The 20,953-nt window shown below is 43.8% G+C and carries 21 protein-coding genes and 1 pseudogene; 14 read left to right on the forward strand and 8 right to left on the reverse strand.

Annotated features, from left to right (window positions below; genetic code table 11):
- Positions 1-264: 264 nt before the first annotated feature.
- Both NIES1031_RS26230 and NIES1031_RS11045 read left to right on the forward strand, forming a co-directional pair.
- Positions 265-2,406, forward strand: a complete 2,142-nt coding sequence (locus NIES1031_RS26230; RefSeq protein ID WP_073549451.1) for a calcium-binding protein — start codon at positions 265-267, stop codon at positions 2,404-2,406.
- Positions 2,407-2,525: 119 nt separating this feature from the next.
- Complete coding sequence (locus NIES1031_RS11045) at positions 2,526-3,269, forward strand: peptidylprolyl isomerase (protein WP_073549452.1); 744 nt, start codon at positions 2,526-2,528, stop codon at positions 3,267-3,269.
- A 755-nt stretch (positions 3,270-4,024) separates the two neighbouring features.
- Here the strand turns inward: NIES1031_RS11045 and NIES1031_RS11055 are convergent.
- Positions 4,025-4,712: pseudogene (locus NIES1031_RS11055) on the reverse strand (IS1 family transposase).
- A 25-nt stretch (positions 4,713-4,737) separates the two neighbouring features.
- On the opposite strand from NIES1031_RS11055, the gene NIES1031_RS24880 reads away from it, so the two are divergent.
- The gene (locus NIES1031_RS24880) at positions 4,738-4,911 is read left to right on the forward strand and encodes a hypothetical protein (RefSeq protein WP_218596758.1); all 174 of its coding nucleotides are present in this window, start codon (positions 4,738-4,740) and stop codon (positions 4,909-4,911) included.
- A gap of 97 nt (positions 4,912-5,008) precedes the next feature.
- On the opposite strand, the gene NIES1031_RS11060 is transcribed toward NIES1031_RS24880, so the two are convergent.
- The 4 genes from NIES1031_RS11060 to NIES1031_RS11075 all read right to left on the reverse strand — a co-directional run bounded on the left by NIES1031_RS11060 (position 5,009) and on the right by NIES1031_RS11075 (position 8,100).
- The gene (locus NIES1031_RS11060; RefSeq protein ID WP_073549454.1) at positions 5,009-5,575 is read right to left on the reverse strand and encodes a Crp/Fnr family transcriptional regulator; all 567 of its coding nucleotides are present in this window, start codon (positions 5,573-5,575) and stop codon (positions 5,009-5,011) included.
- 215 nt (positions 5,576-5,790) lie between these two features.
- On the reverse strand, positions 5,791-6,507 hold the full coding sequence (locus NIES1031_RS11065; RefSeq protein ID WP_073549593.1) for a metallophosphoesterase family protein: 717 nt from the start codon (positions 6,505-6,507) through the stop codon (positions 5,791-5,793).
- Positions 6,508-6,538: 31 nt separating this feature from the next.
- On the reverse strand, positions 6,539-7,354 hold the full coding sequence (locus NIES1031_RS11070; protein WP_073549455.1) for a metallophosphoesterase family protein: 816 nt from the start codon (positions 7,352-7,354) through the stop codon (positions 6,539-6,541).
- A complete protein-coding gene (locus NIES1031_RS11075) occupies positions 7,351-8,100 on the reverse strand; it encodes a GTP-binding protein (protein WP_236738802.1) in 750 nt (249 codons plus the stop codon). The genes NIES1031_RS11070 and NIES1031_RS11075 overlap by 4 nt, the downstream gene beginning before the upstream one ends.
- Before the next feature lie 54 nt (positions 8,101-8,154).
- Between NIES1031_RS11075 and NIES1031_RS11080 the strand changes: the two genes are divergently transcribed.
- The 6 genes from NIES1031_RS11080 to NIES1031_RS11105 all read left to right on the forward strand — a co-directional run bounded on the left by NIES1031_RS11080 (position 8,155) and on the right by NIES1031_RS11105 (position 15,279).
- On the forward strand, positions 8,155-9,378 hold the full coding sequence (locus NIES1031_RS11080; RefSeq protein WP_073549457.1) for an FAD/NAD(P)-binding protein: 1,224 nt from the start codon (positions 8,155-8,157) through the stop codon (positions 9,376-9,378).
- A gap of 236 nt (positions 9,379-9,614) precedes the next feature.
- Complete coding sequence (locus tag NIES1031_RS11085) at positions 9,615-10,367, forward strand: response regulator transcription factor (RefSeq protein WP_073549458.1); 753 nt, start codon at positions 9,615-9,617, stop codon at positions 10,365-10,367.
- An 85-nt stretch (positions 10,368-10,452) separates the two neighbouring features.
- A complete protein-coding gene (locus NIES1031_RS11090; protein ID WP_236738803.1) occupies positions 10,453-11,751 on the forward strand; it encodes a sensor histidine kinase in 1,299 nt (432 codons plus the stop codon).
- A gap of 53 nt (positions 11,752-11,804) precedes the next feature.
- Positions 11,805-12,464 (forward strand): phosphate signaling complex protein PhoU, encoded by a 660-nt coding sequence (phoU, locus tag NIES1031_RS11095; RefSeq protein WP_073549459.1) that lies wholly within the window; start codon positions 11,805-11,807, stop codon positions 12,462-12,464.
- Between the two features lie 386 nt (positions 12,465-12,850).
- The gene (locus NIES1031_RS11100) at positions 12,851-13,417 is read left to right on the forward strand and encodes a Crp/Fnr family transcriptional regulator (RefSeq protein ID WP_073549460.1); all 567 of its coding nucleotides are present in this window, start codon (positions 12,851-12,853) and stop codon (positions 13,415-13,417) included.
- Between the two features lie 146 nt (positions 13,418-13,563).
- On the forward strand, positions 13,564-15,279 hold the full coding sequence (locus NIES1031_RS11105) for an iron uptake porin (protein WP_073549461.1): 1,716 nt from the start codon (positions 13,564-13,566) through the stop codon (positions 15,277-15,279).
- A gap of 73 nt (positions 15,280-15,352) precedes the next feature.
- Here the strand turns inward: NIES1031_RS11105 and NIES1031_RS11110 are convergent, their stop codons facing one another.
- Positions 15,353-15,610, reverse strand: a complete 258-nt coding sequence (locus tag NIES1031_RS11110; RefSeq protein WP_073549462.1) for a hypothetical protein — start codon at positions 15,608-15,610, stop codon at positions 15,353-15,355.
- Positions 15,611-15,822: 212 nt separating this feature from the next.
- Between NIES1031_RS11110 and NIES1031_RS11115 the strand changes: the two genes are divergently transcribed.
- The 4 genes from NIES1031_RS11115 to NIES1031_RS26020 all read left to right on the forward strand — a co-directional run bounded on the left by NIES1031_RS11115 (position 15,823) and on the right by NIES1031_RS26020 (position 18,186).
- Positions 15,823-16,425 carry a DUF3318 domain-containing protein gene (locus tag NIES1031_RS11115; protein WP_073549463.1) on the forward strand — a complete coding sequence of 201 codons (603 nt, stop codon included), beginning with the start codon at positions 15,823-15,825 and terminating at the stop codon, positions 16,423-16,425.
- 163 nt (positions 16,426-16,588) lie between these two features.
- Positions 16,589-17,092 carry a CAP domain-containing protein gene (locus NIES1031_RS11120; protein WP_178378109.1) on the forward strand — a complete coding sequence of 168 codons (504 nt, stop codon included), beginning with the start codon at positions 16,589-16,591 and terminating at the stop codon, positions 17,090-17,092.
- Positions 17,093-17,134: 42 nt separating this feature from the next.
- Complete coding sequence (locus NIES1031_RS11125) at positions 17,135-17,764, forward strand: ribonuclease D (protein WP_073549465.1); 630 nt, start codon at positions 17,135-17,137, stop codon at positions 17,762-17,764.
- Positions 17,765-18,051: 287 nt separating this feature from the next.
- The gene (locus NIES1031_RS26020; protein WP_269086003.1) at positions 18,052-18,186 is read left to right on the forward strand and encodes a hypothetical protein; all 135 of its coding nucleotides are present in this window, start codon (positions 18,052-18,054) and stop codon (positions 18,184-18,186) included.
- A gap of 28 nt (positions 18,187-18,214) precedes the next feature.
- Here the strand turns inward: NIES1031_RS26020 and NIES1031_RS11130 are convergent, their stop codons facing one another.
- Together NIES1031_RS11130 and NIES1031_RS11135 are read right to left on the reverse strand one after the other, a co-directional pair.
- The gene (locus tag NIES1031_RS11130; RefSeq protein ID WP_073549466.1) at positions 18,215-19,171 is read right to left on the reverse strand and encodes an FTR1 family iron permease; all 957 of its coding nucleotides are present in this window, start codon (positions 19,169-19,171) and stop codon (positions 18,215-18,217) included.
- Between the two features lie 9 nt (positions 19,172-19,180).
- Positions 19,181-19,627 carry a ferritin-like domain-containing protein gene (locus NIES1031_RS11135; RefSeq protein WP_073549467.1) on the reverse strand — a complete coding sequence of 149 codons (447 nt, stop codon included), beginning with the start codon at positions 19,625-19,627 and terminating at the stop codon, positions 19,181-19,183.
- 216 nt (positions 19,628-19,843) lie between these two features.
- Here NIES1031_RS11135 and NIES1031_RS11140 point away from each other — a divergent pair, with 216 nt between their 5' ends.
- The gene (locus tag NIES1031_RS11140; RefSeq protein ID WP_218596759.1) at positions 19,844-20,947 is read left to right on the forward strand and encodes an imelysin family protein; all 1,104 of its coding nucleotides are present in this window, start codon (positions 19,844-19,846) and stop codon (positions 20,945-20,947) included.
- Positions 20,948-20,953: the final 6 nt, after the last annotated feature.

Consider the following 20,953-nt stretch of genomic DNA (forward strand, 5'->3'; position numbering starts at 1 on the left):
TAGCATCTTTTTATACCAGTGTTTGATAGCCCATAAGGTGAGATTTATTTCAGAAAGAAAATAGCTCTTGGGTGCAAAAGAAGTTATTTCAAACGGTTCTTGAGAATCATGTTAGTCAGCGTTTTTTGCAGAAAAATCTGCATTAGCCCTGAAACCTTTATAGAAAAAATTAAATCAAAGCGGAAAGTGCGAGTTTGACATGATGTCGTAAATCATCAATCAAATCTACGCCTTAAATATGGTTGAGGGAAAGCAGGAGAAAATATGTCAATTATTCATGGTACGAGGAAACCTGACCTAAGAAAAGGCACTGCGAGTGCAGATCGAATCTTCGGTTGGGCATCAGGCGATAATGCTGCAAGTCCTTCAGGAAACGATACTTTGCTAGGTAATGCGGGCAACGATACGATTTATGGCGGTACAAAAGATGACAGCTTAGTAGGTGGTGCAGGGCTAGATATTCTTTATGGTGGTACAGGAAATGACACACTAGAAGGAGGTAACGGCAGCGATCGCCTCTACGGAGAAGCCAACGACGACTTACTCTCAGGCGGTAAAGGCGACGACAGCATTTACGGTGGTTCTGGTAAAGATACTTTATACGGTGGAGATGGTCACGACCATCTTCATGGTGGTGGCGGTAACGACAAGCTTTACGGTAACGCGGGTGATGATGTCTTAGATGGTGGGTACGGCGATGACACTCTAGCAGGTGGAATTGGTAATGATGTCTACCTCATTGACAGTGGTAGCGATGTCGTCATTGAGAAAATTAATCCACTAGAAATTTTTGATGAAAACTGGAATATAAAAATTGTTGATGCAGATATAGATACAGTCTATGCCTCGATTAATTACACTTTAACTGATAATGTAGAAAACTTATTTCTTATTGGCGATCAGCCTCTAAATGGTACAGGAAATTCTTTAAACAACTTTCTCGTTGGCAACAATGGTAATAATAAACTCTACGGCAAAGCTGGCAATGATACGCTTGATGGTGGCTTGGGCAATAATACCTTAGTCGGCGGAATAGGTGATGATATTTACATTATTAATAGTGCGAATGACGTCATTGTTGAGTTACCAAACCAAGGTGTTGATATTGTTTATTCTTCAATCAGTTATGTTCTCGGCGAAAATGTAGAACATTTAGTCCTCATCGATAATGGAACTGAGGACGGGCTAATAGGTGTTGATAATCCGTTAAACACTACAGCAAATAGTATCAACACTCCTAGCTTTGCAGTGGGTAATACGTTAAACAATGACATTGTTGGCAATAATGCTAATAATATACTATACGGTGGTGCAGGTACAGACTACCTAGATGGCGGTTTGGGAAATGATACCTTAGTCGGTGGTACGGGCAATGACTATTACATTGTTGACAGTATTGAAGATTCCATTATTGAATTGGCGAATGAGGGTGTGGATTGGGTTGAATCAACCGTCAATTACACCTTAAGTAATCATCTTGAGAACCTATTACTAGGTGGCGAAGGTAATATCAATGGCACTGGTAATGCTCTCAACAACATTATCTATGGCAACAGTGGCAACAATATCTTATTAGGTGGGCTAGGTAACGACAAAATTGACGCTAGCTTTGGTAATGATCGCCTTTACGGTAACGATGGTAACGACACGCTCAACGGTAGCAAAGGAGACGATTTCATCGCAGGTGGTGATGGCAATGACTCGCTTGAAGGTGATGATGGCAATGACACGATCTTTGGTGGCGTGGGTAACGATAAATTAAATGGTAGTTTCGGTGATGACAGCCTCGATGGTGGAATTGGTAACGACACACTCCAAGGCGGATATGGTAACGATACGCTGATAGGCGGTGCGGGTGACGATGTTTTGCGAGACATGGAGTTTGGTGCCGAGGCTAACTTTTTGTTTGGTGGCGCGGGTAACGACACACTAGAAGGAGGCGGTACACTCAACGGCGGTGATGGTCACGATTACATCAGAGGTGGTTCCGACAATGACACTCTCATTGGCGGCGCGGGTAACGATACGCTTTTTGGCAGCTTTGGCGATGATGTTCTCACCGGTGGCGCAGGGCGTGACGAATTTGGCTTCTATGAACCGTTTCAAGGAGTCGATAAAATTACCGATTTTGTCGTTGGCGAAGATCAAATTGCTGTCTATGCGATCGCACCTAATTCAGGTGTTGGTTTTGGTGTCAACTGTCAGTTGAATCGCGGGACGCACATTAGCGCCGCCCAATTTGCGATCGGTCAAGCCGCGTCGAACACCGATCAGCGCTTTATCTATAACCACAACACTGGCGCGTTGTTTTTTGATGAGGATGGTACAGGCGCAACTCAGAAAGTACAGTTTGCACTCCTACCAAAAGGTTTAGACATAACACACGCGGATATTTTCGTATTATAGTCCTTCAGCAATGTAGTCATGAGGGGCATATTTGTTGTGTCCTAAACCTATTAGTTCATTGATGTTATCCGCATCAAGCTTTCAGGCAAACATCGAAGATGATTTTGTAAGCAGGAATTATGCAAACGAGTAGTCAAGACCAAGTTGATGCAGTTTTAGATTTATTAAGCCGTTATCAACTCATGCCGCAGTTAGCGCGCAACCTAATAATAGACAATGCGATCGCTAATGTAGCTTACACCGATGAGGAACGCCAAACCGCGATCAAAGCCTTTGAAGCGCAACACCAAATTACCTCTACAACCCGCGAAACTTGGCTCAAGCAACAAGGTATGACCCTAACGCAAATGCACGAACTTGCGCTTCGACCTCTGTTACTAGAAAAGCACAAAACCACAGTTTGGGGACCCAAAGTAGATAACTATTTCTTAACCCGCAAAGCACATCTCGATCAGGTAGTATATTCTCTGATTCGGACGAAAGATATGGGGTTAGCACAAGAAATTTACTTTCGGATTTTAGAAGGCGAACAATCGTTTGCCGAGTTAGCCCGCGAATACTCGCAAGGTGCAGAAGCTAAAACAAGTGGGTTATTGGGACCTGTGCCTTTAGCACAGCCGCATCCTGCCATTAGTAAACTGCTCTCTGTCAGCCAAGCTGGACAAATTTGGGCACCGCGTCCTCTAGCCGAATGGGTGGTGATTATTCGTCTGGAAAAGTTAATTCCCGCACGACTTGATAAATCGATGCGCCGTCGTTTACAAGATGAATTATTTGAAAATTGGCTTGCCCAAAAAATGCAGCAAGTTGATATCACGCAATTTGTATCAGCAAGTTTACGCAATCGCAACTCCGTATTGTGAATGTCAGGCGATTGCGCCTGCATCCTGCATCAGATATAGCGCCATGGGTGGAGATAATGCAGGAGTTGCCCAAATTTTTTTTTCCCTCTCCGAAGCAAATATGGTTTCTTGAGGAGAAGGATATCAGGAGAAAATTGTTGCAATTTATGTAGCAGAATTGGATAAGCTTGCCTTCCCGCATTTTGCTCAAACTCTACCCCCATAAACGGAACGCTGGGAAGATTCACCACTCTCATACTCGGTAGAATTTCCCTCGTATACGCTTCCCAATTTGGTCAGATCGACTCTAACGATCAATAATCCGGACAAAACACCAATATCTGCTGCCCCTAGTGGCTCAACCTTTGCAGACGTTGGAGGGCACTCACCGTCACACCATCCACAACAGGCACAAAACCAGAGGTTAGAATAAGGTGCTAATGTGCCAAGTAGGCTAACTGAATGCACGCTTGTAGGCTGTCCCAATAGCTATCGATCAAGGAACGGGATGAATCTGCTTGAGCCGCTTTTATCTGTTCCTCTGAAATGCCATAGCCTGCCTGCGGTGATGTTCTAGTAGTCTACCAAAGTCATTTTGACAGGTATTGTTCTAAGTGATACCAATTTAAATAGAGGACGAGGCAGATGTATTAATCTGAGAGGAGTTGTTTAGTCTCCTGTGCTGATGGCTGGTGCAACCTCAATTGAAGTGAAAGAAAGCTGGGAAAATCTGGTCCACCAGTGGCGGCGTTGGGCGTTGCGGAAAGAGTAATGATTTAAGCGAAAAGTGGTACAGTTTCAAATCGTAGATAGTGCAACAATAGCCGGATGGAACACTCAATCATCTCTACTGACTCGGAGTAACAGAGAGTCTTACGATGCATCTGTGCCAAGTAGTGCCTGAGCCGCGTATTTTCCCCTTCCACCCGTGTCATGTAAGTTTTACTGACTATGTGTTGAGAGCCATCCATCAACTGCGCATAGACAGCGTAACCATCTGTAATGTCCCAAAAGCTCTGCCAACACTTCATGACTACCCACAGTAATTGAAACGTTGCTGAACTACGATCAATCGCCAATTGTCCAGGCAATAATTCCTGGTTGCCAATGATTTACCGCCGTCCACAACCAGATTTTATGCTGCTTGTCACCTATAAACGTTTGTAATTCATCTAGAGCAGTAATCTCAGGTTCATCTTCCGATTCCGACTCGGGCATATCTGGCAACTTTAATCCGGCTTCTCGAACCTAACCCATCACTGTAGTATGGTGAATATCACTGACCCGCTCAATGCCTCGCAGTCCCATTCCATTCAAGTACATCTTGATGCACTGCTGCCTAACATCATCTGAGTCCTTCCAGGGGCGATAGCACTCCAGAAACTAGCAACCACATTGCTTACACCTGTAGCACTGCCTACCCTGGCGATGTCCGTTCTTGACCGCTCTGACTCGAGTTGCCATAGAAGCATTTCATTCTTCCATTTTTTTGGCAAAAATATCATTACTCTTTCCGCAACGCCAAGGAAAACTTCCTTCACACTCAATTGTGTTTCGCATACCATCCGCCGTAATGCAGGCGTCCGGCGCAAGCGGCGCGGGCGAATTATCGGTGCATCAGTTGTCAATGTTGCATGAGTTGAAACAACTTGTGAAGACATAAGCTCAGTATTTGACTTAAAAATGATAATCATTATTTTACAAAAAGGTTCATAGCATGAATGCGATCGCTAGATAGCGCCGACTTCAGTCGGAGAACCCTAAACCCGACGCAACAAAATAAAATGACGCCGAGGGCGGTAAATAATACCTTCTTCCTCAAACCGTGCTAGCATTCGCGTTACCGTGACTCGCGTTGTGCCAATCACTTCAGCAATTTCTTGGTGCGTCAGCCGTAAATCGATTAACTGTCCTTGGTCAACGCTACGCCCAAACTTGCTAGCCAACCAAGATAGAAGTTGCAGTAAACGATTGGGTATTCGTTCGTGGCGGACGATGCAGAGTAACTCTTCCGCTTGCTGTACGTTTCGTAAAATATTATCGATGATCTGACACCACTGTAAAGCGGGAACATAAGTCACCTCGACACTGGTTAAGCACTCAATTTGATAAGGTTGAATGCGAGATAAAGGTTGACCTATGACATCCCCAGCACCCCAATAACCAAGCGTTACTGTTGTACCTTCTTCACTCCAAGTTAAGCTACGTACAGCCCCGCGTTCAATACGTAGTAGGACATTTGGTTGCAATGGAATTTTGTCGCCACGACTGAAGGTAAACTGACTCCAATTAGCCGGCGACGTTGGGGTGTGAGTTACAAAAGCCATAGCATTTGGATTTAAAAAGTGAGGAGTGTGGATATTGCTTGGAATTGAGTATAGATTCGTTGAGTCGAAAAAGCAAGGTAAATGAAAAAAATTCTCAATTAAGTCTGATTTTTATACATAAGGCAAAAAATAGTTCTAGGAACATACGACCAATGGAAGATGACAGAAATATTAAAGGAACCTTTTGTACAGGGGAATATTACTATCAGCGCCTGTTAGTAACTTTTTTTCACTGTGTAATTAACAGTTTTAAACTGTACGCGATTAACCTCAGGATCAAACAAAGTATAAATAGCAATTTCTGGCAATTTGCCAACACTACCTACCCCAATAACTTGGCGTGGCTGTGTGGTGATCGCGCAGGGTGGTTCTTGCGCATCCAACGTTGCGACACTTGCTGTAATTGAACCAAATTGCACCTGATATTGAAACGCCAACCCTGATCGCCCGCAGAATAACGTTTGGGCTTCTCCGCGTAGAAGGCGATCAAGCATTTGCGGCGCAGGTGTTTCGGGAGTTAATTCATCATCAACACCTAAAGTACTACCGTGAATTAATAAGCAATCCAAATCGTGAAAACCAAAATCAAGCTTGCGTAGCCATTCTACGGTTTGACGCGAAACAGATTTCCACAAAACTTCGATAATTTCAGCGCCATACTTATGCATTAACTCACTCGCATCTCCAGTCGCACCCACACCATGTAAAATCAAACACTGTTCTTCCCACCATCCTTTGCATACTTGCGGCGGTAGTTCTCCTTGACGAGGATTTTGAACTCGCTGTACTAATTTTTCGCAGTCTGCGTGTGGTCCGACTAAATCCCCCAAAATATAAATTTCTTCTACATCCCTTTGTCGAATATCTCCAAGCACAGCTTCATAAGCTGCAAGATTACCTTCAACACCACTTAAAATTGCCCAGTAACCCATAATTTCAATTAAACCAATTACCAATTACCCGTTACCTAACGCACACATGCGTGGGATCTTCCGCTTTTTCTGCATATTCCAATCCTCTTGCTAAACGCCACGCAAAAATAGGCGGTAAACCTTTTTCGACGATCGCAGCACAAGTTTTTTGGTAATCGTAAGCAACTTCGCGTAGCGCTACCTGCTGCGTCTCAGTATCGTAAAGAACATAAGTCGCGTTTGGGCGTCCGTGACGCGGTTCGCCGACTGAACCGACATTCACAATTTGCTTGAAAGGCGCTGTAAAATTTAACTGTTGTTCTGAATCAACGCTAGGACCGGTAATCCGAATTTGCAATTGTCCATTATCGAGCGATCGCACGTAAGGTACGTGAGTGTGTCCGCAGAATAGCACATCCGCCCCTGTCGAAAGTACTCGTTCCATTGCTACAAAAGCATCCATTTCAGGTAACAGATACTCATGCGCGCTGTAAGGGCTACCATGAACGAAGCATAAATTACCTTCGTGCAAACTATGCGGTAATTGCGCTAAAAATTCGCGTGTTTCAGGCGTCACTTCTTGATTTGTCCACGCATGGGCAGCCATGCCGCGTTTTTCGGCTAATAATGAAGGATAACTACAGTCACACGCATTGAGTCCTTCAACAACATCTTCATCCCAGCAACCTGCACACGTCGGAATATTTAACGTGCGGATGCGTTCTACGACTTCGTTAGGATAAGGACCATAACCAACGAGATCGCCAACACAATAGATTTTATCAGCTTTCTGTTGGGCAATATCCGCTAAAACTGCATTTAATGCAGGTAAATTTCCATGAATGCACGACATAACGGCTAATTTCATGTTATAGCCTCCTCAATTAGCATTTCTTTTACTTGTTGCTGGTAGTGGCGAATCGCAGCATCTGATAAACAGCAATCTTGAAAAGTTTGAGCGATCGCATTTTCATCTAATTGATTTCCCCACACTTCAATACCGCTGAGGCGCTGCGGTCTTCCCTCCAGCCAACGTGGTAAATTTAACTCATCAAATTGCGGTTTTCTCCCTGCAACAAAGTCACCATAAACCGATAACCCATCCGCAAGCTCAAAAATCCCCTTGGCGCGCGATACTGTACCGTAAGCGCCTTGAGTAAGTTCATCCCAAAAAACCTCTAAACTATCAGGATCGATGACATGACCCGTCGTATTCGCAACCCATAACGCAGTTGCATCCGTTGCTGTTGATGAACCTTCAACAATCTCATCTGCCCATTCTTCCCAATCAGCAGCTTGCCTTCTCGCAGGAACAATCGCTACGCGATGACAGTCTCGAGTATCGAGAATCGGCGCTATTTGGGCTAAGTCTAAGTGGTATCCTAACTCCAAGTAAGCCGTAACACCTGAAGCAAGTAAATTCCACAATTGTGCTTGTTGGTCGTCAGCTAAAAATTGCACAGAAGGAAACTCCGCTGCTAAACGAGTTTGGTCAATTCCAACCCGCGTTGCTGGTGAAAAATACAAAGTGGGTTTTTGCGTAAATTGCTGGCGAATCCAATCGGTCTTTCCTACACCAGGAAGACCAGCCACCGCAGTGATTAATTGCTTCACAATATGATAATGATTATCATTGCATAAAAATTATGACACAAATCGACATCGAATATGGCGGCAACCTCACCACCTAATTACACAGATATTGCCATCATTGGCGCGGGACCTCATGCAATGACTGTCGTGACGCACTTATTGCAAAAACGCCAGCAGTTACGTCAGCGGTTATTAGTCTTCGATCCTAGTGGCACTTGGATGCAACAATGGCAAAATCAATTTAGCGCGTTTGAGATTCCACATTTGCGATCGCCTGCAGTGCATCATCCCGATCCGAATCCTTATGCTTTAAGACAATTTGCGCAATCGCGATCGCACGAACTTTACCCGCCTTACGATCTTCCAGGAACCTTATTATTTCAAGATTTTTGCCAAGAATTAATTCGTCGTTGGTCATTGCAACAACACATTGTCGCTGCTAAAGTGGTTCGCATTGAACCGATTAAACCAAACTTGCGATCGCGCTTTCGCCTCTGGTTAGACAACTTGGATCACTCAATTGTGGCACGACGCGTCATTCTCGCGACAGGTAGCGGTACGCCGCAAATTCCCGCTTGGGTGCAAAAAATCGCATCACCCTACCCGCAAGACAGACTTTGCCATTCGCGTCATGTCGATTTGCGTCATTTACAACTACACGGAGAAAATATACTCATTGTCGGCGGTGGATTAACCAGCGGACACCTAGCTTTAGGCGCGATCGCTCGTGGTGCTAAAGTCATACTGATGTCACGCCGCAATCTGCAAGAAAAACTCTTCGATGCCGATCCTGGTTGGCTAGGACCAAAATACCTCAAAAACTTTTGGGCAGAACCGGATTGGGAAACCCGCGCCGAAACGATTCAAAACGCCAGAAACGGCGGTTCTTTAACACCCGCGATTATGCTACAACTGCGCCGTGCCCAGCGCCGGCAAAATATCAAAATAATGGAGAAATGTCAAGTATTATCTGCAACATGGCATAAGGCGTGGCAGATTATTTGTGACGATGGCAGTAAACACGAGTGCGATCGCATTTGGCTTGCCACAGGAACCAAAATCGACATCACCTCTGAACCTTTACTCACAGAAATCATCGAACATTATCCGATTTCCACCGCCAAAGGTTTACCAGTCCTCGATCCGCACTTACGCTGGGCGGGTTGCGAATTATTCATCACTGGTGGACTCGCCGCGCTCCAAATTGGACCTGTAGCCCGTAATTTATCCGGTGCTAGAATGGCAAGCGAAAGAATTATCCCCGCGCTGTGGAAACCTAGTCTTGCTTTTTCTTATTGAAGCTTAGCGAATTTAGTTGCGGCTTTACAACCTAAGTCCACCTGCGTGGGCTAACTCTAATTTAAACAAACCCATGAAAATGGGTTTTGTCTATGTTGTCGCGGTTTCAACCGCCAGACAATCTACATAAATTTCTTTCAAAATAAATTTGTATATTAATTTCATAAGTAGGATAACCACGTATACCATCAGAGGTGGATAATAATTATGCAGCCTACTCGCGAAATATTTGATTGATGTTTACTCTTGAACCAGCCAAGTGTCCTCCGAGGGCAGAAATTGGACAAATGAGCCGCATCTTAGTTGTAGAGGACGAAGAGTTAATCCGCGAAATGCTAGTTCTCACGCTAGAGGCTGAAGGTTATATGGTCGCAACTGCGGCTGATGGCAGAACAGCGTTATCTATGCTACCAACTTCCGAGGCAACTCAAGGCGAAGTACCTTATGACTTGCTGATTTTAGACTTAATGTTACCGCAAGTGAACGGTTTAGACGTCTGTCGCCTGCTCCGCCATCAAGGAAATCAAATCCCTATCCTCATTCTGAGTGCAAAAGGTAGCGAGACAGATCGCGTTTTAGGTTTAGAAGTAGGAGCCGACGACTATCTCACCAAACCTTTTAGTATGCGCGAACTTGTTGCTCGTTGTCGTGCTTTGTTGCGTCGCCAGCGCTTCAATAGCTTACCGCAATTACCGCTACTTCAGTTTAAAGATGTCACGCTTTACTCGCAAGAATGTCGCGTCACGGTACGCGGTGAAGAAGCAAGTCTTTCTCCTAAAGAATTTCGTTTACTCGAACTATTCATGACCTACCCCCGCCGCGTTTGGTCGCGCGAACAATTACTCGATCAAGTCTGGGGCGCAGATTTTATTGGAGACAGCAAAACCGTCGATGTTCACATCCGTTGGCTACGCGAAAAATTAGAAAAAGATCCCAGCCATCCTGAATATATCATCACCGTACGCGGCTTCGGCTACCGCTTCGGGTAGGAATAGTAACTTTTAGTAATAGCTTCTCAATCTGATCCCTTCCTAGCCAAAATAGATAAGCTAGTAGCTAATAGCTTACAAGTTCGTGACTTTAATAGCGTTGTTAGAATTCTTATTGGGACTAGCGATAGGACTTGGGATTTGGTTATGGCAATATACCCAATTCCAAAAAAGATTGCGGCAAGTATTACACAGGCTTCCTTCAGAAGCAACAGAAATTTCGTTACCTTCTATCAATTTACTACAGCGGGCAATTCTCAAGCAAAAAGAACACAACGCCGAGTTACAAGCAAAAATTGACTTGAGCAAATATCTCTTAGAAGTTGCACCCATAGGTTACATAGAAGTCGATGAAGAAAATCAATTGCTATGCTGTAATCCCCAAGCACAGCAGTTATTAAACATTCAAAAGTGGAACCCAAGACAAGTGAGGCTGCTTCTAGAACTTGTGCGATCATATGAATTGGATTATTTAATTGAACTAACCCGCGATCAGCAACAGCCACAAGTCAAAGAATGGGTATTTCATCCAACTTCCACAAATGCAGTATCCCCCGGCGAAGCCCAATCCCGCACGTTACGAGCTTTTGGTTATTCGTTACCAGAAGGAAGAGTCGGTGTTTTTATTGAAAATCGCCAACCTTTAGTAGAACTCGCGCAATCCCGCGATCGCACACTTTCAGATTTAGCCCACGAATTAAAAACACCCCTCACCTCAATTCGTCTTGTCGCCGAAACTTTGCACGATCAGTTACAGCCACCACTTCAACGTTGGGCGGCGCGTATTCTTCCGGAAATTGATCGCCTAATCAACTTAGTTCAAGACTGGTTAGAACTTAATCAACTCGAAGCCAACAGTAAGTTAAATCGCCAACGCGTCGAACTGCGATCGCTCATCAGCGCTGTGTGGGAAACGCTCGAACCTTTGGCGAAAAATAAACAGATGCAATTGAGTTATTCTGGACCTGAAGCCGTATGGCTCAACGCTGATGAATCGCGACTTTTTCGCTTGTTCTTGAATTTATTTGATAACAGCATCAAATACAGCCCTCCCCAAGGAAAAGTTGAAGTCAAGCTCAGTCTCAGTATGCTCGCAGCCGAGCAAGTACAAATTGATATTATTGATTCTGGTCCAGGCTTTCCTAGCACCGATTTACCTCACGTGTTCGATCGACTCTACCGAGGCGATCCCTCGCGCACGCGCCAAGAAACGTTCACGCATCCCAGTTGTCCTGTAAGTACAGGTTGTGGTTTGGGTTTGGCGATCGCTCGACAGATTGTTTTAGCGCACGGCGGAACAATCAAAGCAATGAATCATCCGCAAACTGGTGGCGCTTGGTTGCAAGTTCTGCTACCAGAGGTATTAGCGAATCCTCAAAATTAGCACTAACATTAGGACAATACTAACTAATGACTTGAGCGCAAACATTGCGAAGCGTGAATGTTAATTCTAATTCGGAGCGTCGCCACTTTGAACGTCGTCTCAAAAGCTTAGAGCGTGACGTTCTACGCATGGGGGCTTTAGTTGAAAATTCCTTTAGGCTGAGTCATCAAGCATTGTTTGCACGTGACTTAGAAGTCGCGAGAGAACTACCCCGCCTCGATAAACAAATTGATCGCTTTTATAAACAAATCGAGTTAGAGTGTGCAGCTTTACTTACTTCAGAATCCCCTGTAGCACAAGATCTACGTCTACTGAGTGCTTTCATGCAACTCGTCCGCGACTTAGAGCGTATCGGTGACTATGCTAAAGATTTAGCCGAAATCGCCATCAAGCTTTTTCCTTATCCTCCGCATCGCTGTGTTCCTCAAATCGAAGCGATGTCATACCACGCGCAAGCAATGCTCGCGACTAGTTTAGTTGCGCTTGCCGATCTCGACGCCGATGCTGGAAAAACAGTCAAGCAACTTGATGACTTTGTAGACGATGCCTACGAAACACTCTACCAAACTTTAGCAACCGAACGCGATATTAAAGGCGTTGTCGAACCAATTTTGTTGTTAGTACTTGTCATTCGCCACTTAGAACGCATGGCAGATCATGCAACTAATATTGGTCAAAGAGTGGCATACATTGTCACTGGACATCGATCATAGTACAGCTTTATGTCGAAATTTTTGTGAGTTATCCAGCGCGATTCACCCACCGCTCTAATCTTTAACAAAGGCTTACCTATTCTTAAACTTGTCATTTTAAGATCATCATTAAAACTATAACAAAAGCCTCATTTCAGGCTAGTTCAACATGATTATAGTTACACTTAAGCTTATAAATGATGGATCTCAAGTGTGACAAGGTGTGGTATTTTTGCCTGTCAACAAAACGATTAACAACTATATCAAAAGAACATTTGGTAATCATTACCCAAAATATCTAAATTGATTTAAATATGCAGCCTATGGAGAACGAAATTTACCACAATATGAGTGAAGAGTAATAAATAATAGCCACATCCACAAAACAAAAAACGGTTAAACCAAATATGACTATCTCCGCTCCAAACCCACCCTTACCTTCTCCAATTAGTCAGCGTATATTTAGCCGTAAAGAACTTATTCCACCTCGTCAAGATCTGTTGTGGAAAATAGAACGTGGCGCTGTACGTACCTTTACTTGGAGCGAACAAGGCACCTTAATTACACTGGGATATTGGGGAACTGACGATGTCGTTGGTTATCCGCTTTCGCGCATTAATCCCTACCAAATCGAGTGCTTAACAAGTGTCGAGATGAGTCTTTTGCCCGCGGGATTATGGCACCAAGCAGTAGATTCGATGTTACTACACATCCAACAATCTGAAGAACTTCTTAGTATAGTACATCGCAAACCAGTGTCTATGCGATTGTGGCACTTTTTAATCTGGCTATCAGAGAAGTTCGGTCGCGAAGTCGAGCAAGGGCGGTTAATTGATTTAGCAATCACGCATCAAGAAATCGCTGAAGTTATCAATACAACACGCGTTTCCGTAACTCGATTGTTACAGCAATTCGAGGAAGAAGGAATGTTGCTTCGTCATCAACGGCGATTAATTCTCTGCTTAATCAAGTAGTCAACTCATTAAATTAAAAAAATCATGAAATCAGAGTTTTTACTATTGATTTTTGCGTGATATAAACTTGTATAATCTACATGGTGCAGCAGATACACCTACAAGTTTAAATTTGTCTGTAACACATTGGTGTGAGTGAGAAAACTATGACGAAATTTTTCTGGAATGCTTTGAAGCTAAGTCCAGTGATTCTAGGAGCACTGCTTCTAAGTAATCGCGCTCAAGCGGCTGAAACTCCTGCGGCTGCCGATTTAGTTGTTGCGACTACAGCTACAACAAGTCAAATTGCGGCGGTTGAACCAGCTACTGAAAGCATCATGGTTCCGACCAGCAATGCAGCAACACCAACCGTTGCTAGCGAAATCAAAATTGCCGACAATCGCGTAGCGCCAAGTTTGGTGAGCCAAGCCCCCGCAAGTAACTCGCTAGCGCAAGTGACATCAGTCTCGCAGTTGTCAGACGTCCAGCCTACCGACTGGGCATTTCAAGCTTTACAGTCACTTGTTGAACGCTACGGCTGTATTGCAGGTTATCCAGACGGTACATATCGTGGTAATCGTGCCTTAACCCGCTACGAGTTTGCCGCTGGTTTAAACGCGTGTTTAGACCGTGTCAACGAGTTGATTGCAACAGCAACCGCAGACCAAGTTACCAGAGAAGACTTAGCAACCCTCCAGCGCTTGCAAGAAGAATTTGCAGCAGAAATTGCTACCCTACGCGGTCGAGTTGATGCGCTAGAAGCACAAACCGCCGAACTTGAAGCAAATCAATTCTCAACCACAACCGTACTCAACGGCGAAGTGATCATTTCCGCATCTGACGTATTTGGTGACGCAGCTGTAGGAGGAGCCGACTTAGAATACAATACGGTTGCTGGGGCACGCGCGCGGTTAAACTTTGACACGAGCTTTGGCGGTCGGGATTTATTAAGAACTCGTCTGCAAGCTGGAAACATCGACAATAACGCTGGCGAGACGGGTACAGTCATGACCCGCTTGGGCTATGACATCACCACCGATAACAATGTGGAAATCGACGACTTGTTCTATCGTTTCCCTGTTGGTGACGCAGCATTAGTTCAACTTAGTGCTAATGCAGGACTAGATACTGGGCTATTCACTTTCAACCCTGCTTTTGACAGTAGTGGTCGCGGTTCAATCTCGCGTTACGGTCAGCGTAGCTCGATCTACCGCACAAGTGGTAGTGGTGCTGGATTATCCGTCATCCTTAACCCACAAGGACCTTTCACCGTTTCGGGAGCGTTTATAGCGCCTACAGCAAATACTCCTGACGCAGGAACTGGAGTTTTTGAAGGTGCTTACACCGCCTTAGGTCAAGTTGCTTTCCGGCTCAGCGATACTTTCACAATCGGTGCGACTTATGCTCGTAGTTATCAAAATACTGCTAGCGGAATTAATCTGTTCGGCTCTACAGGTAGTGCGAATGCGAATGCACCGTTTGGCAACGTTGCGACCGAAGCTAACCACTACGGCGTACAAGCGAGTTTACAACTTGGTACAACCTTGAACCTCTCAGGTTGGGCAGGTTACTCAACTGCTGATGCTTTAGTAGGACCTGCTGCTGATGCTGATATATTCTATTGGGCGGCTTCATTAGCACTACAAGACTTCGGAAGAGAAGGCAATCAGCTGGGTGTCGTTTTTGGTCAACCACCGCGAGTGACAGAAAGCACTATTGCTACAGATCCCGATATTTCCTACCACTTGGAAGGATTCTATCGTCTACAGCTTACCGAAAACGTTTCGATCACTCCAGGCGTGTTAGTGATCTTTAATCCAGAACACAATAATGCTAACGACACGATTTATGTAGGCACACTTCGTACTACATTCTCGTTCTAAAGTAATTACTAGGATTATTTAGCTGAATTTTTGGGGCGAACAAAGTAGTGATCGCCCCAATTCTTTTTTTCTGCTAAGTCGATTGCTGTTCAGATGAAGAAAACTCTGAGGGTGGGCGATCGCTACTCCAAGCCCACCATACACAACCACAACGACACTGATAAAACTCTTGCCACTTACGGCGATAATTATCGGTCATTACCGGCGATCGCCGATTTAGCCAAACATTTTCCGCATCTCGACTCGAAGCACGACAAGTAGGACAGCAAAATTCATACGCGTGAATTGCCTTATGAGTCCACTCAGGAGGAACAGGCGCAAACGCATCCATTCAGGAATCCTTTCTGAAGAGGTTGGAGGTCGGAAATCGGAAATTAGGGAAGCAAATGCATCCACACCGAAATCCTCATTTCAAGTGTTCATTATCTATAGTAAGTGGGTGAAAATAAATATAGCGTGAAAGCTGGTAATTGGTAGTTGCAAAGAATACCTCTTCTCCACTCTCAATTGTCTTATTGTCGTATTATTGCTGAACTAAAATCAATGGAGCCAGCTATTGAAATTCGCCGTCTTGTAGAGATCATGCCTGCTTCTGGTCGCATGATGACTAAAATTGTGAATAAACCAGAGCAAGCAACCGTAATTAATAGCCCGTTTCCTCTACCTTGGAATCAACAACGGCTGATATATATTAACTTTGACTTATGGCGTCGTCTTTCGCAGCCGCAAAGAGATCTGCTGTTGTTACGCACCGTATCATGGCTTTTGCGAATCAAGTGGTTAAAGCCAGATATTTATCAAGGTGTGGCGATCGCAGGGCTAATCGGCGCAACAATCGAATTAGTGCAGCAAGATGCTGTAGGAGTTTTAGTTGCAGGAGGTTTGAGTGTGATCGCCATTAATCGCATTTGGCGTAATAATCGCAGTACGCAACTCGAAATCGCAGCCGATGAAGCCGCGATTCAAATTGCCCAAAGGCGCAACTACATCGAAGCCGAAGCCGCCGAGTATTTATTATCTGCAATCGAAAGCGTCGCCAAACTCGAAAAGCGTCCTAGCTTAACCTTTGTTGAACTGATTCGTTGCCAAAATTTACGCGCGATCGCGGGTTTATCTGCTGTAAGTGTTCCTGAATCACTTCAGTAAAAGTGTTCTTTTAAAGTCTCTCTAGCTTTGGGCTACGTTAGAGGAAATCAGGAATAATCATCTATTCACAGGGCTAGGGGGCAAATCATTCGCTCATCAGCAACGCCCAAATCAATTAACTGTTTGAACAATAACCGCTAGAATGCAAAAGTATTTTTCCAGCATGGCTTTGAGCTTGCTTATTGCAAGTGGAACTGTTAGCTGTCATGCTGCCTCGATTGCTCACAAAATTATACCCACACAAATGTCACGCGTACCAACACCTGCTTCCAGTTCTCATACAGCTTTGGAACAATCAATTCATCGACAAATCAATGAGTATCGGCGATCGCGCAATTTATCACCACTCACGCTTGATTCGCGCATTAGCGCCCAAGCATTAGCCCACAGCCAAGCAATGGCAAGTGGTAAAGTGTCTTTTAGTCACGATGGTTTCGATCAACGCTTTCAAATTATCCGCCGTACAATACCCTATCGCGCAGCTGCTGAAAACGTTGCGTTTAACCAAGACTATAGTAATCCAGATGTGCAAGCTGTCCAAGGTTGGATTAAAAGCCCTCGTCATCGCGTTAACATCGAAGGTCAATATGACTTAACAGGTATCGGTATTAGTCGCAACGCTAACGGTGAATATTACTTCACCCAAATCTTTATCCGCAGCCGCTAATATCAAAATCAATCATTCTTAAGTATACCCTGACCCCTCCTTATGGAATTAACCGATTTTCAAGTTTGCGATCGCGATATTGACGACGAAATCTTAACACAGTATCTGAATGCGGAAGCGATCGCCGTAGATACTGAGACAATGGGTTTACTACCTTGGCGCGATCGCTTGTGTCTTGTGCAACTGTGCGATCCGCAAGGGCGCGTTACGGCGATTCGGATTGCCAAAGGACAAGAATCTGCGCCAAACTTACAAAAGCTAATGGAAGCAAGTCACATCCTTAAAGTATTTCACTTTGCACGGTTTGATATTGCAACCTTAAGATATCATCTCGACATTCAAGTATTACCCATATTTTGCACTAAAATTGCCAGTAAACTAGCCCGCACCTACACAAATCGACACGGGCTAAAAGATTTAATTCAAGAACTCGAACAGGTTGAACTTGATAAAAGCGCCCAAAGTTCTGATTGGGGAAACGCTGCATCTTTAAGCGATCAACAACTCCGTTACGCCGCAAACGATGTTCGTTATTTGCTTTCTGCACAGCAAAAACTTGTTGCTATGCTCGAACGTGAAGATCGATTAGAGTTAGCACAGGCCTGCTTTGAGTGTTTGCCGACAATTGTCACGCTTGATTTATTACAATTCAAAGATATTTTTGAACATTAGTTAAGTAGGTGAGTAGCGGGTAATAGGTAACAGAGAGTTATGAACGTTGAGTGTTGAGCTATAACTTTGCTGTAATTAACGAAGTTAATTGATACTCTAAGCGTGCAAAAACTTCTCACGGTAGAATTCAATGAGCAAACTTCTACTGACTTTCCTCTTAAGTCCGAGTTGCTAATGCTGCTGAACCTGTTAGCCCAGTAATAAGTTTAGATTTTTAACCAACTTCTTACACACGACCTTTAACTTTTCAGCGATTTTCCCAAACTTCTGACGATTCTCGGTTTACGATGATCTCAACGACTGCTAAACCTACTGAACAATCCGATGAAGAAAGTGATACCGCAGTTAGGTTATTTGGTTGTGACAGTTTAATTTGTATTAATGCTGTTCGTCAGTCGCGCGGTTTACCTCCTGTTACCTGATTATTAAATTGAGGAGTGTTACTGCAAACTAATCTTGCTGCGAACTAGCTGTTTTTTGCACTGTAGCACTCATTTTTTGACCCCAACCTAAGCTGCGAAAATAAACGCTGCCGATCGTCACTAAAAATACAACATACGCTATAGCTTGCACCAAAAATAGGTTTTGTCGGTAGCCAAACAAAGCTTTGAGAATAATTCCAGGAAAGCGATTGTCAGGCAAAATCTGTGAAGTATCCCACACTCTTGGTCCTAAAATGCAAGAAGGATTTCTAACAAATTGTTCACGATAGAAACACAACGACTCCGAAGCAGGATCAATACTTGCAAAGGCAGCAACAGCAGCATCAAAATGCTTTAACGCAGATACTACTAAACCTGCAACAATTAACAGTAATAGAACTCCCATTACTTGGAAAAAGCGGCGGATATTAAACTTGACACCCCATTTAAATAACATTACGCCAATCAAAACAGCACCCACTAAGCCGAATACTGCACCTAAAGCAGGAAATAAACCTTGTTGAAAATTAGCAGCAATAAAAATAACTGTTTCAAAGCCCTCACGGAGAACTGCGATAAAAATTAAGCTGAAAACTCCCCAACCCGCAGCTTGATTGTGTTGCAAAGTGTTAGTTAGTGTACCTTCAATATCTGCTTTGAGATGCTTCGCCTGTTGTGTCATCCAAATCAGCATCCAACTTAGCATGACAATTGCGATCGCGCTAAATATCCCTTCCATCAGGGGTTTAATCACAGGCGCGTATTCAGGATTTGCATTACTAATAACAGGAATAATCCAACTAAACAGCAAACCGACCAACGCACTCGCCCCAATTCCCGCCCCCACACCTGCATAAACCCAAGAATTCAATTGACTTTGCTGTGCTTTTTTGAGACACGCGAGGACAATTCCTACGACTAAAGCAGCTTCGACTCCTTCGCGGAGGGTAATTACAAAAGTTGGTAACGCAGCACTAATACTCATAAATGTTTTTTAGACGGCACTGCCACTAAAGTCGCGCAACATCTTTTTAATTTCAATGTTGTGTAATTCTTCTTGTCCAATCATCGTGCGGGCAAATTCTTCTAAATAGATACTGGCATCGTTCACTGTTTCTAGAAGACTTTTATATAATTCCAAAGCTTTTTTTTCGTGATTCAAGCTTTCTTCTAAAATATCTCGCACTGTGTGCTTGTAAGTTTCTTCCATTGGTGCAATCCGCAGACTGGGATGTCCTTCCAAGCCTGTGAGAATTTCCCCAACTTGTTGGGCGTGGAGTAGCGATTCGTTTGCTTGTGCTTTAAAAAAATCTACGATTGGAATTCGATTTGGTCCTGTAACCATGAGTGAATAGTGTGTATAACGCACTACACCAGCAAGTTCAAACTCCATAATGGTGTTTAGCAGGTGAATCGCCTTTTCTTGGTCAAGCTCTTTCATGAGTATTTGGAGTAAATATATATTGTTCTGAACGCGCTATTTTCTAGCTTAGCTTTCTTGTAGTAACTTGTTTATCTTGCAAAACTTTCTCATTCTATCCTAAAAATCTCAAGATTTACTTAAAATAAAAAGCAAATAAGTTGATCAATAATAAGAGTCAGTTGAGTTTTAATTGCAATAAACAGGTGAGCAATGCGTTTTCATTTGCAGCAAAGGATGTGCATAGCAGTCTTCGCGGGGATACTATTGAGCGCGAGTGCTTGTCAAAATCAAACTTCAACAATAGCAAATACTACATCCAATACGACTTCAGCACAGAGTAATAGTCAATTTAGAGATCGCCAGATTGTCAGTGACTTTGCCGATCAAGTTGTGATTCCAACTTATCAGTTGTTTGCTCAAAAAGCAGTACAACTATCAAATGCAATTGAGAGTTTTGTGCAAGAACCTAATAACCAAACCTTAACAGCAGCACGGAATGCTTGGCGCGATGCGCGATCGCCCTGGGAACAGAGTGAAAGCTTTACCTTTGGACCTGCAGATTCTTTAGGATACGATGCAGCCTTAGATTCATGGCCAGTTAATGAAACTGACTTAACGGCTGTACTGCAAAGTAATGACCCTTTGACTGTAGAAACAATTCAAAAGCGTCAAGACACAGAAAAAGGATTTCATGCGATCGAGTTTTTGCTATTTGGTACACAGAACAACAAAAAAGTTAGTGATTTTAACCAACGAGAACTCGAATACTTACAAGCTTTAGGTAAAGACTTTAACCGCGTGGCGAATGAACTAGTTGCTAGTTGGACAACAGGAGTTGAAAATCAACCTGCTTATCGAGAAGTACTTGCTACTGCCGGTGAAAGTAGTAATAGCAACTATCCTACACTACCTTCTGGGGCAGCAGAAATTGTTCAGGGAACAATCGACAGCCTAGATGAAGTTGCTAATGAGAAGATCGGCGAACCATTAGCGCAAAAAGACACTAAATTACTCGAAAGTCGATTTAGCTTTCATACCCTTGAAGACTTAAAAAGCAACGTCAAAGGTGCAGAGAACGTCTATTTAGGTCGTTTCCCAGATGCTAATACCGATGGCAAGGGAATTAGTAATTTTATTGCCCAGGTTAACCCTGACTTGGATGCCAGAATTAAAAGTCAATTTCAGTCATCAATAACAGCGTTAGAGAAAATTCCTGCACCTTTAGAAACTGCAATGGCTAATCCGCAAGCAGTACAACAAATTCAAGCCGCACAAACTGCAATTGATAATCTTCAACAAACCATGAGACAGGAAGTTTTGCCCTTGGTACAGAACTAAGCTGTA

It is taken from the genome of Chroogloeocystis siderophila 5.2 s.c.1, assembly GCF_001904655.1.
Classification (GTDB): Bacteria; Cyanobacteriota; Cyanobacteriia; order Cyanobacteriales; family Chroococcidiopsidaceae; genus Chroogloeocystis; species Chroogloeocystis siderophila.

Bases quoted from the DNA above. Each gene is read 5' to 3' on its own strand.
- NIES1031_RS26230 (WP_073549451.1), top strand. From the start codon at position 265: ATGTCAATTATTCATGGTACGAGGAAACCTGACCTAAGAAAAGGCACT.
- NIES1031_RS11045 (WP_073549452.1), top strand. From the start codon at position 2,526: ATGCAAACGAGTAGTCAAGACCAAGTTGATGCAGTTTTAGATTTATTA.
- NIES1031_RS11060 (WP_073549454.1), bottom strand. From the start codon at position 5,575: ATGGCTTTTGTAACTCACACCCCAACGTCGCCGGCTAATTGGAGTCAG.
- NIES1031_RS11065 (WP_073549593.1), bottom strand. From the start codon at position 6,507: ATGGGTTACTGGGCAATTTTAAGTGGTGTTGAAGGTAATCTTGCAGCT.
- NIES1031_RS11070 (WP_073549455.1), bottom strand. From the start codon at position 7,354: ATGAAATTAGCCGTTATGTCGTGCATTCATGGAAATTTACCTGCATTA.
- NIES1031_RS11080 (WP_073549457.1), top strand. From the start codon at position 8,155: ATGGCGGCAACCTCACCACCTAATTACACAGATATTGCCATCATTGGC.
- NIES1031_RS11085 (WP_073549458.1), top strand. From the start codon at position 9,615: ATGTTTACTCTTGAACCAGCCAAGTGTCCTCCGAGGGCAGAAATTGGA.
- NIES1031_RS11100 (WP_073549460.1), top strand. From the start codon at position 12,851: ATGACTATCTCCGCTCCAAACCCACCCTTACCTTCTCCAATTAGTCAG.
- NIES1031_RS11105 (WP_073549461.1), top strand. From the start codon at position 13,564: ATGACGAAATTTTTCTGGAATGCTTTGAAGCTAAGTCCAGTGATTCTA.
- NIES1031_RS11110 (WP_073549462.1), bottom strand. From the start codon at position 15,610: ATGGATGCGTTTGCGCCTGTTCCTCCTGAGTGGACTCATAAGGCAATT.
- NIES1031_RS11115 (WP_073549463.1), top strand. From the start codon at position 15,823: ATGGAGCCAGCTATTGAAATTCGCCGTCTTGTAGAGATCATGCCTGCT.
- NIES1031_RS11120 (WP_178378109.1), top strand. From the start codon at position 16,589: ATGGCTTTGAGCTTGCTTATTGCAAGTGGAACTGTTAGCTGTCATGCT.
- NIES1031_RS11125 (WP_073549465.1), top strand. From the start codon at position 17,135: ATGGAATTAACCGATTTTCAAGTTTGCGATCGCGATATTGACGACGAA.
- NIES1031_RS26020 (WP_269086003.1), top strand. From the start codon at position 18,052: ATGATCTCAACGACTGCTAAACCTACTGAACAATCCGATGAAGAAAGT.
- NIES1031_RS11130 (WP_073549466.1), bottom strand. From the start codon at position 19,171: ATGAGTATTAGTGCTGCGTTACCAACTTTTGTAATTACCCTCCGCGAA.
- NIES1031_RS11135 (WP_073549467.1), bottom strand. From the start codon at position 19,627: ATGAAAGAGCTTGACCAAGAAAAGGCGATTCACCTGCTAAACACCATT.
- NIES1031_RS11140 (WP_218596759.1), top strand. From the start codon at position 19,844: ATGTGCATAGCAGTCTTCGCGGGGATACTATTGAGCGCGAGTGCTTGT.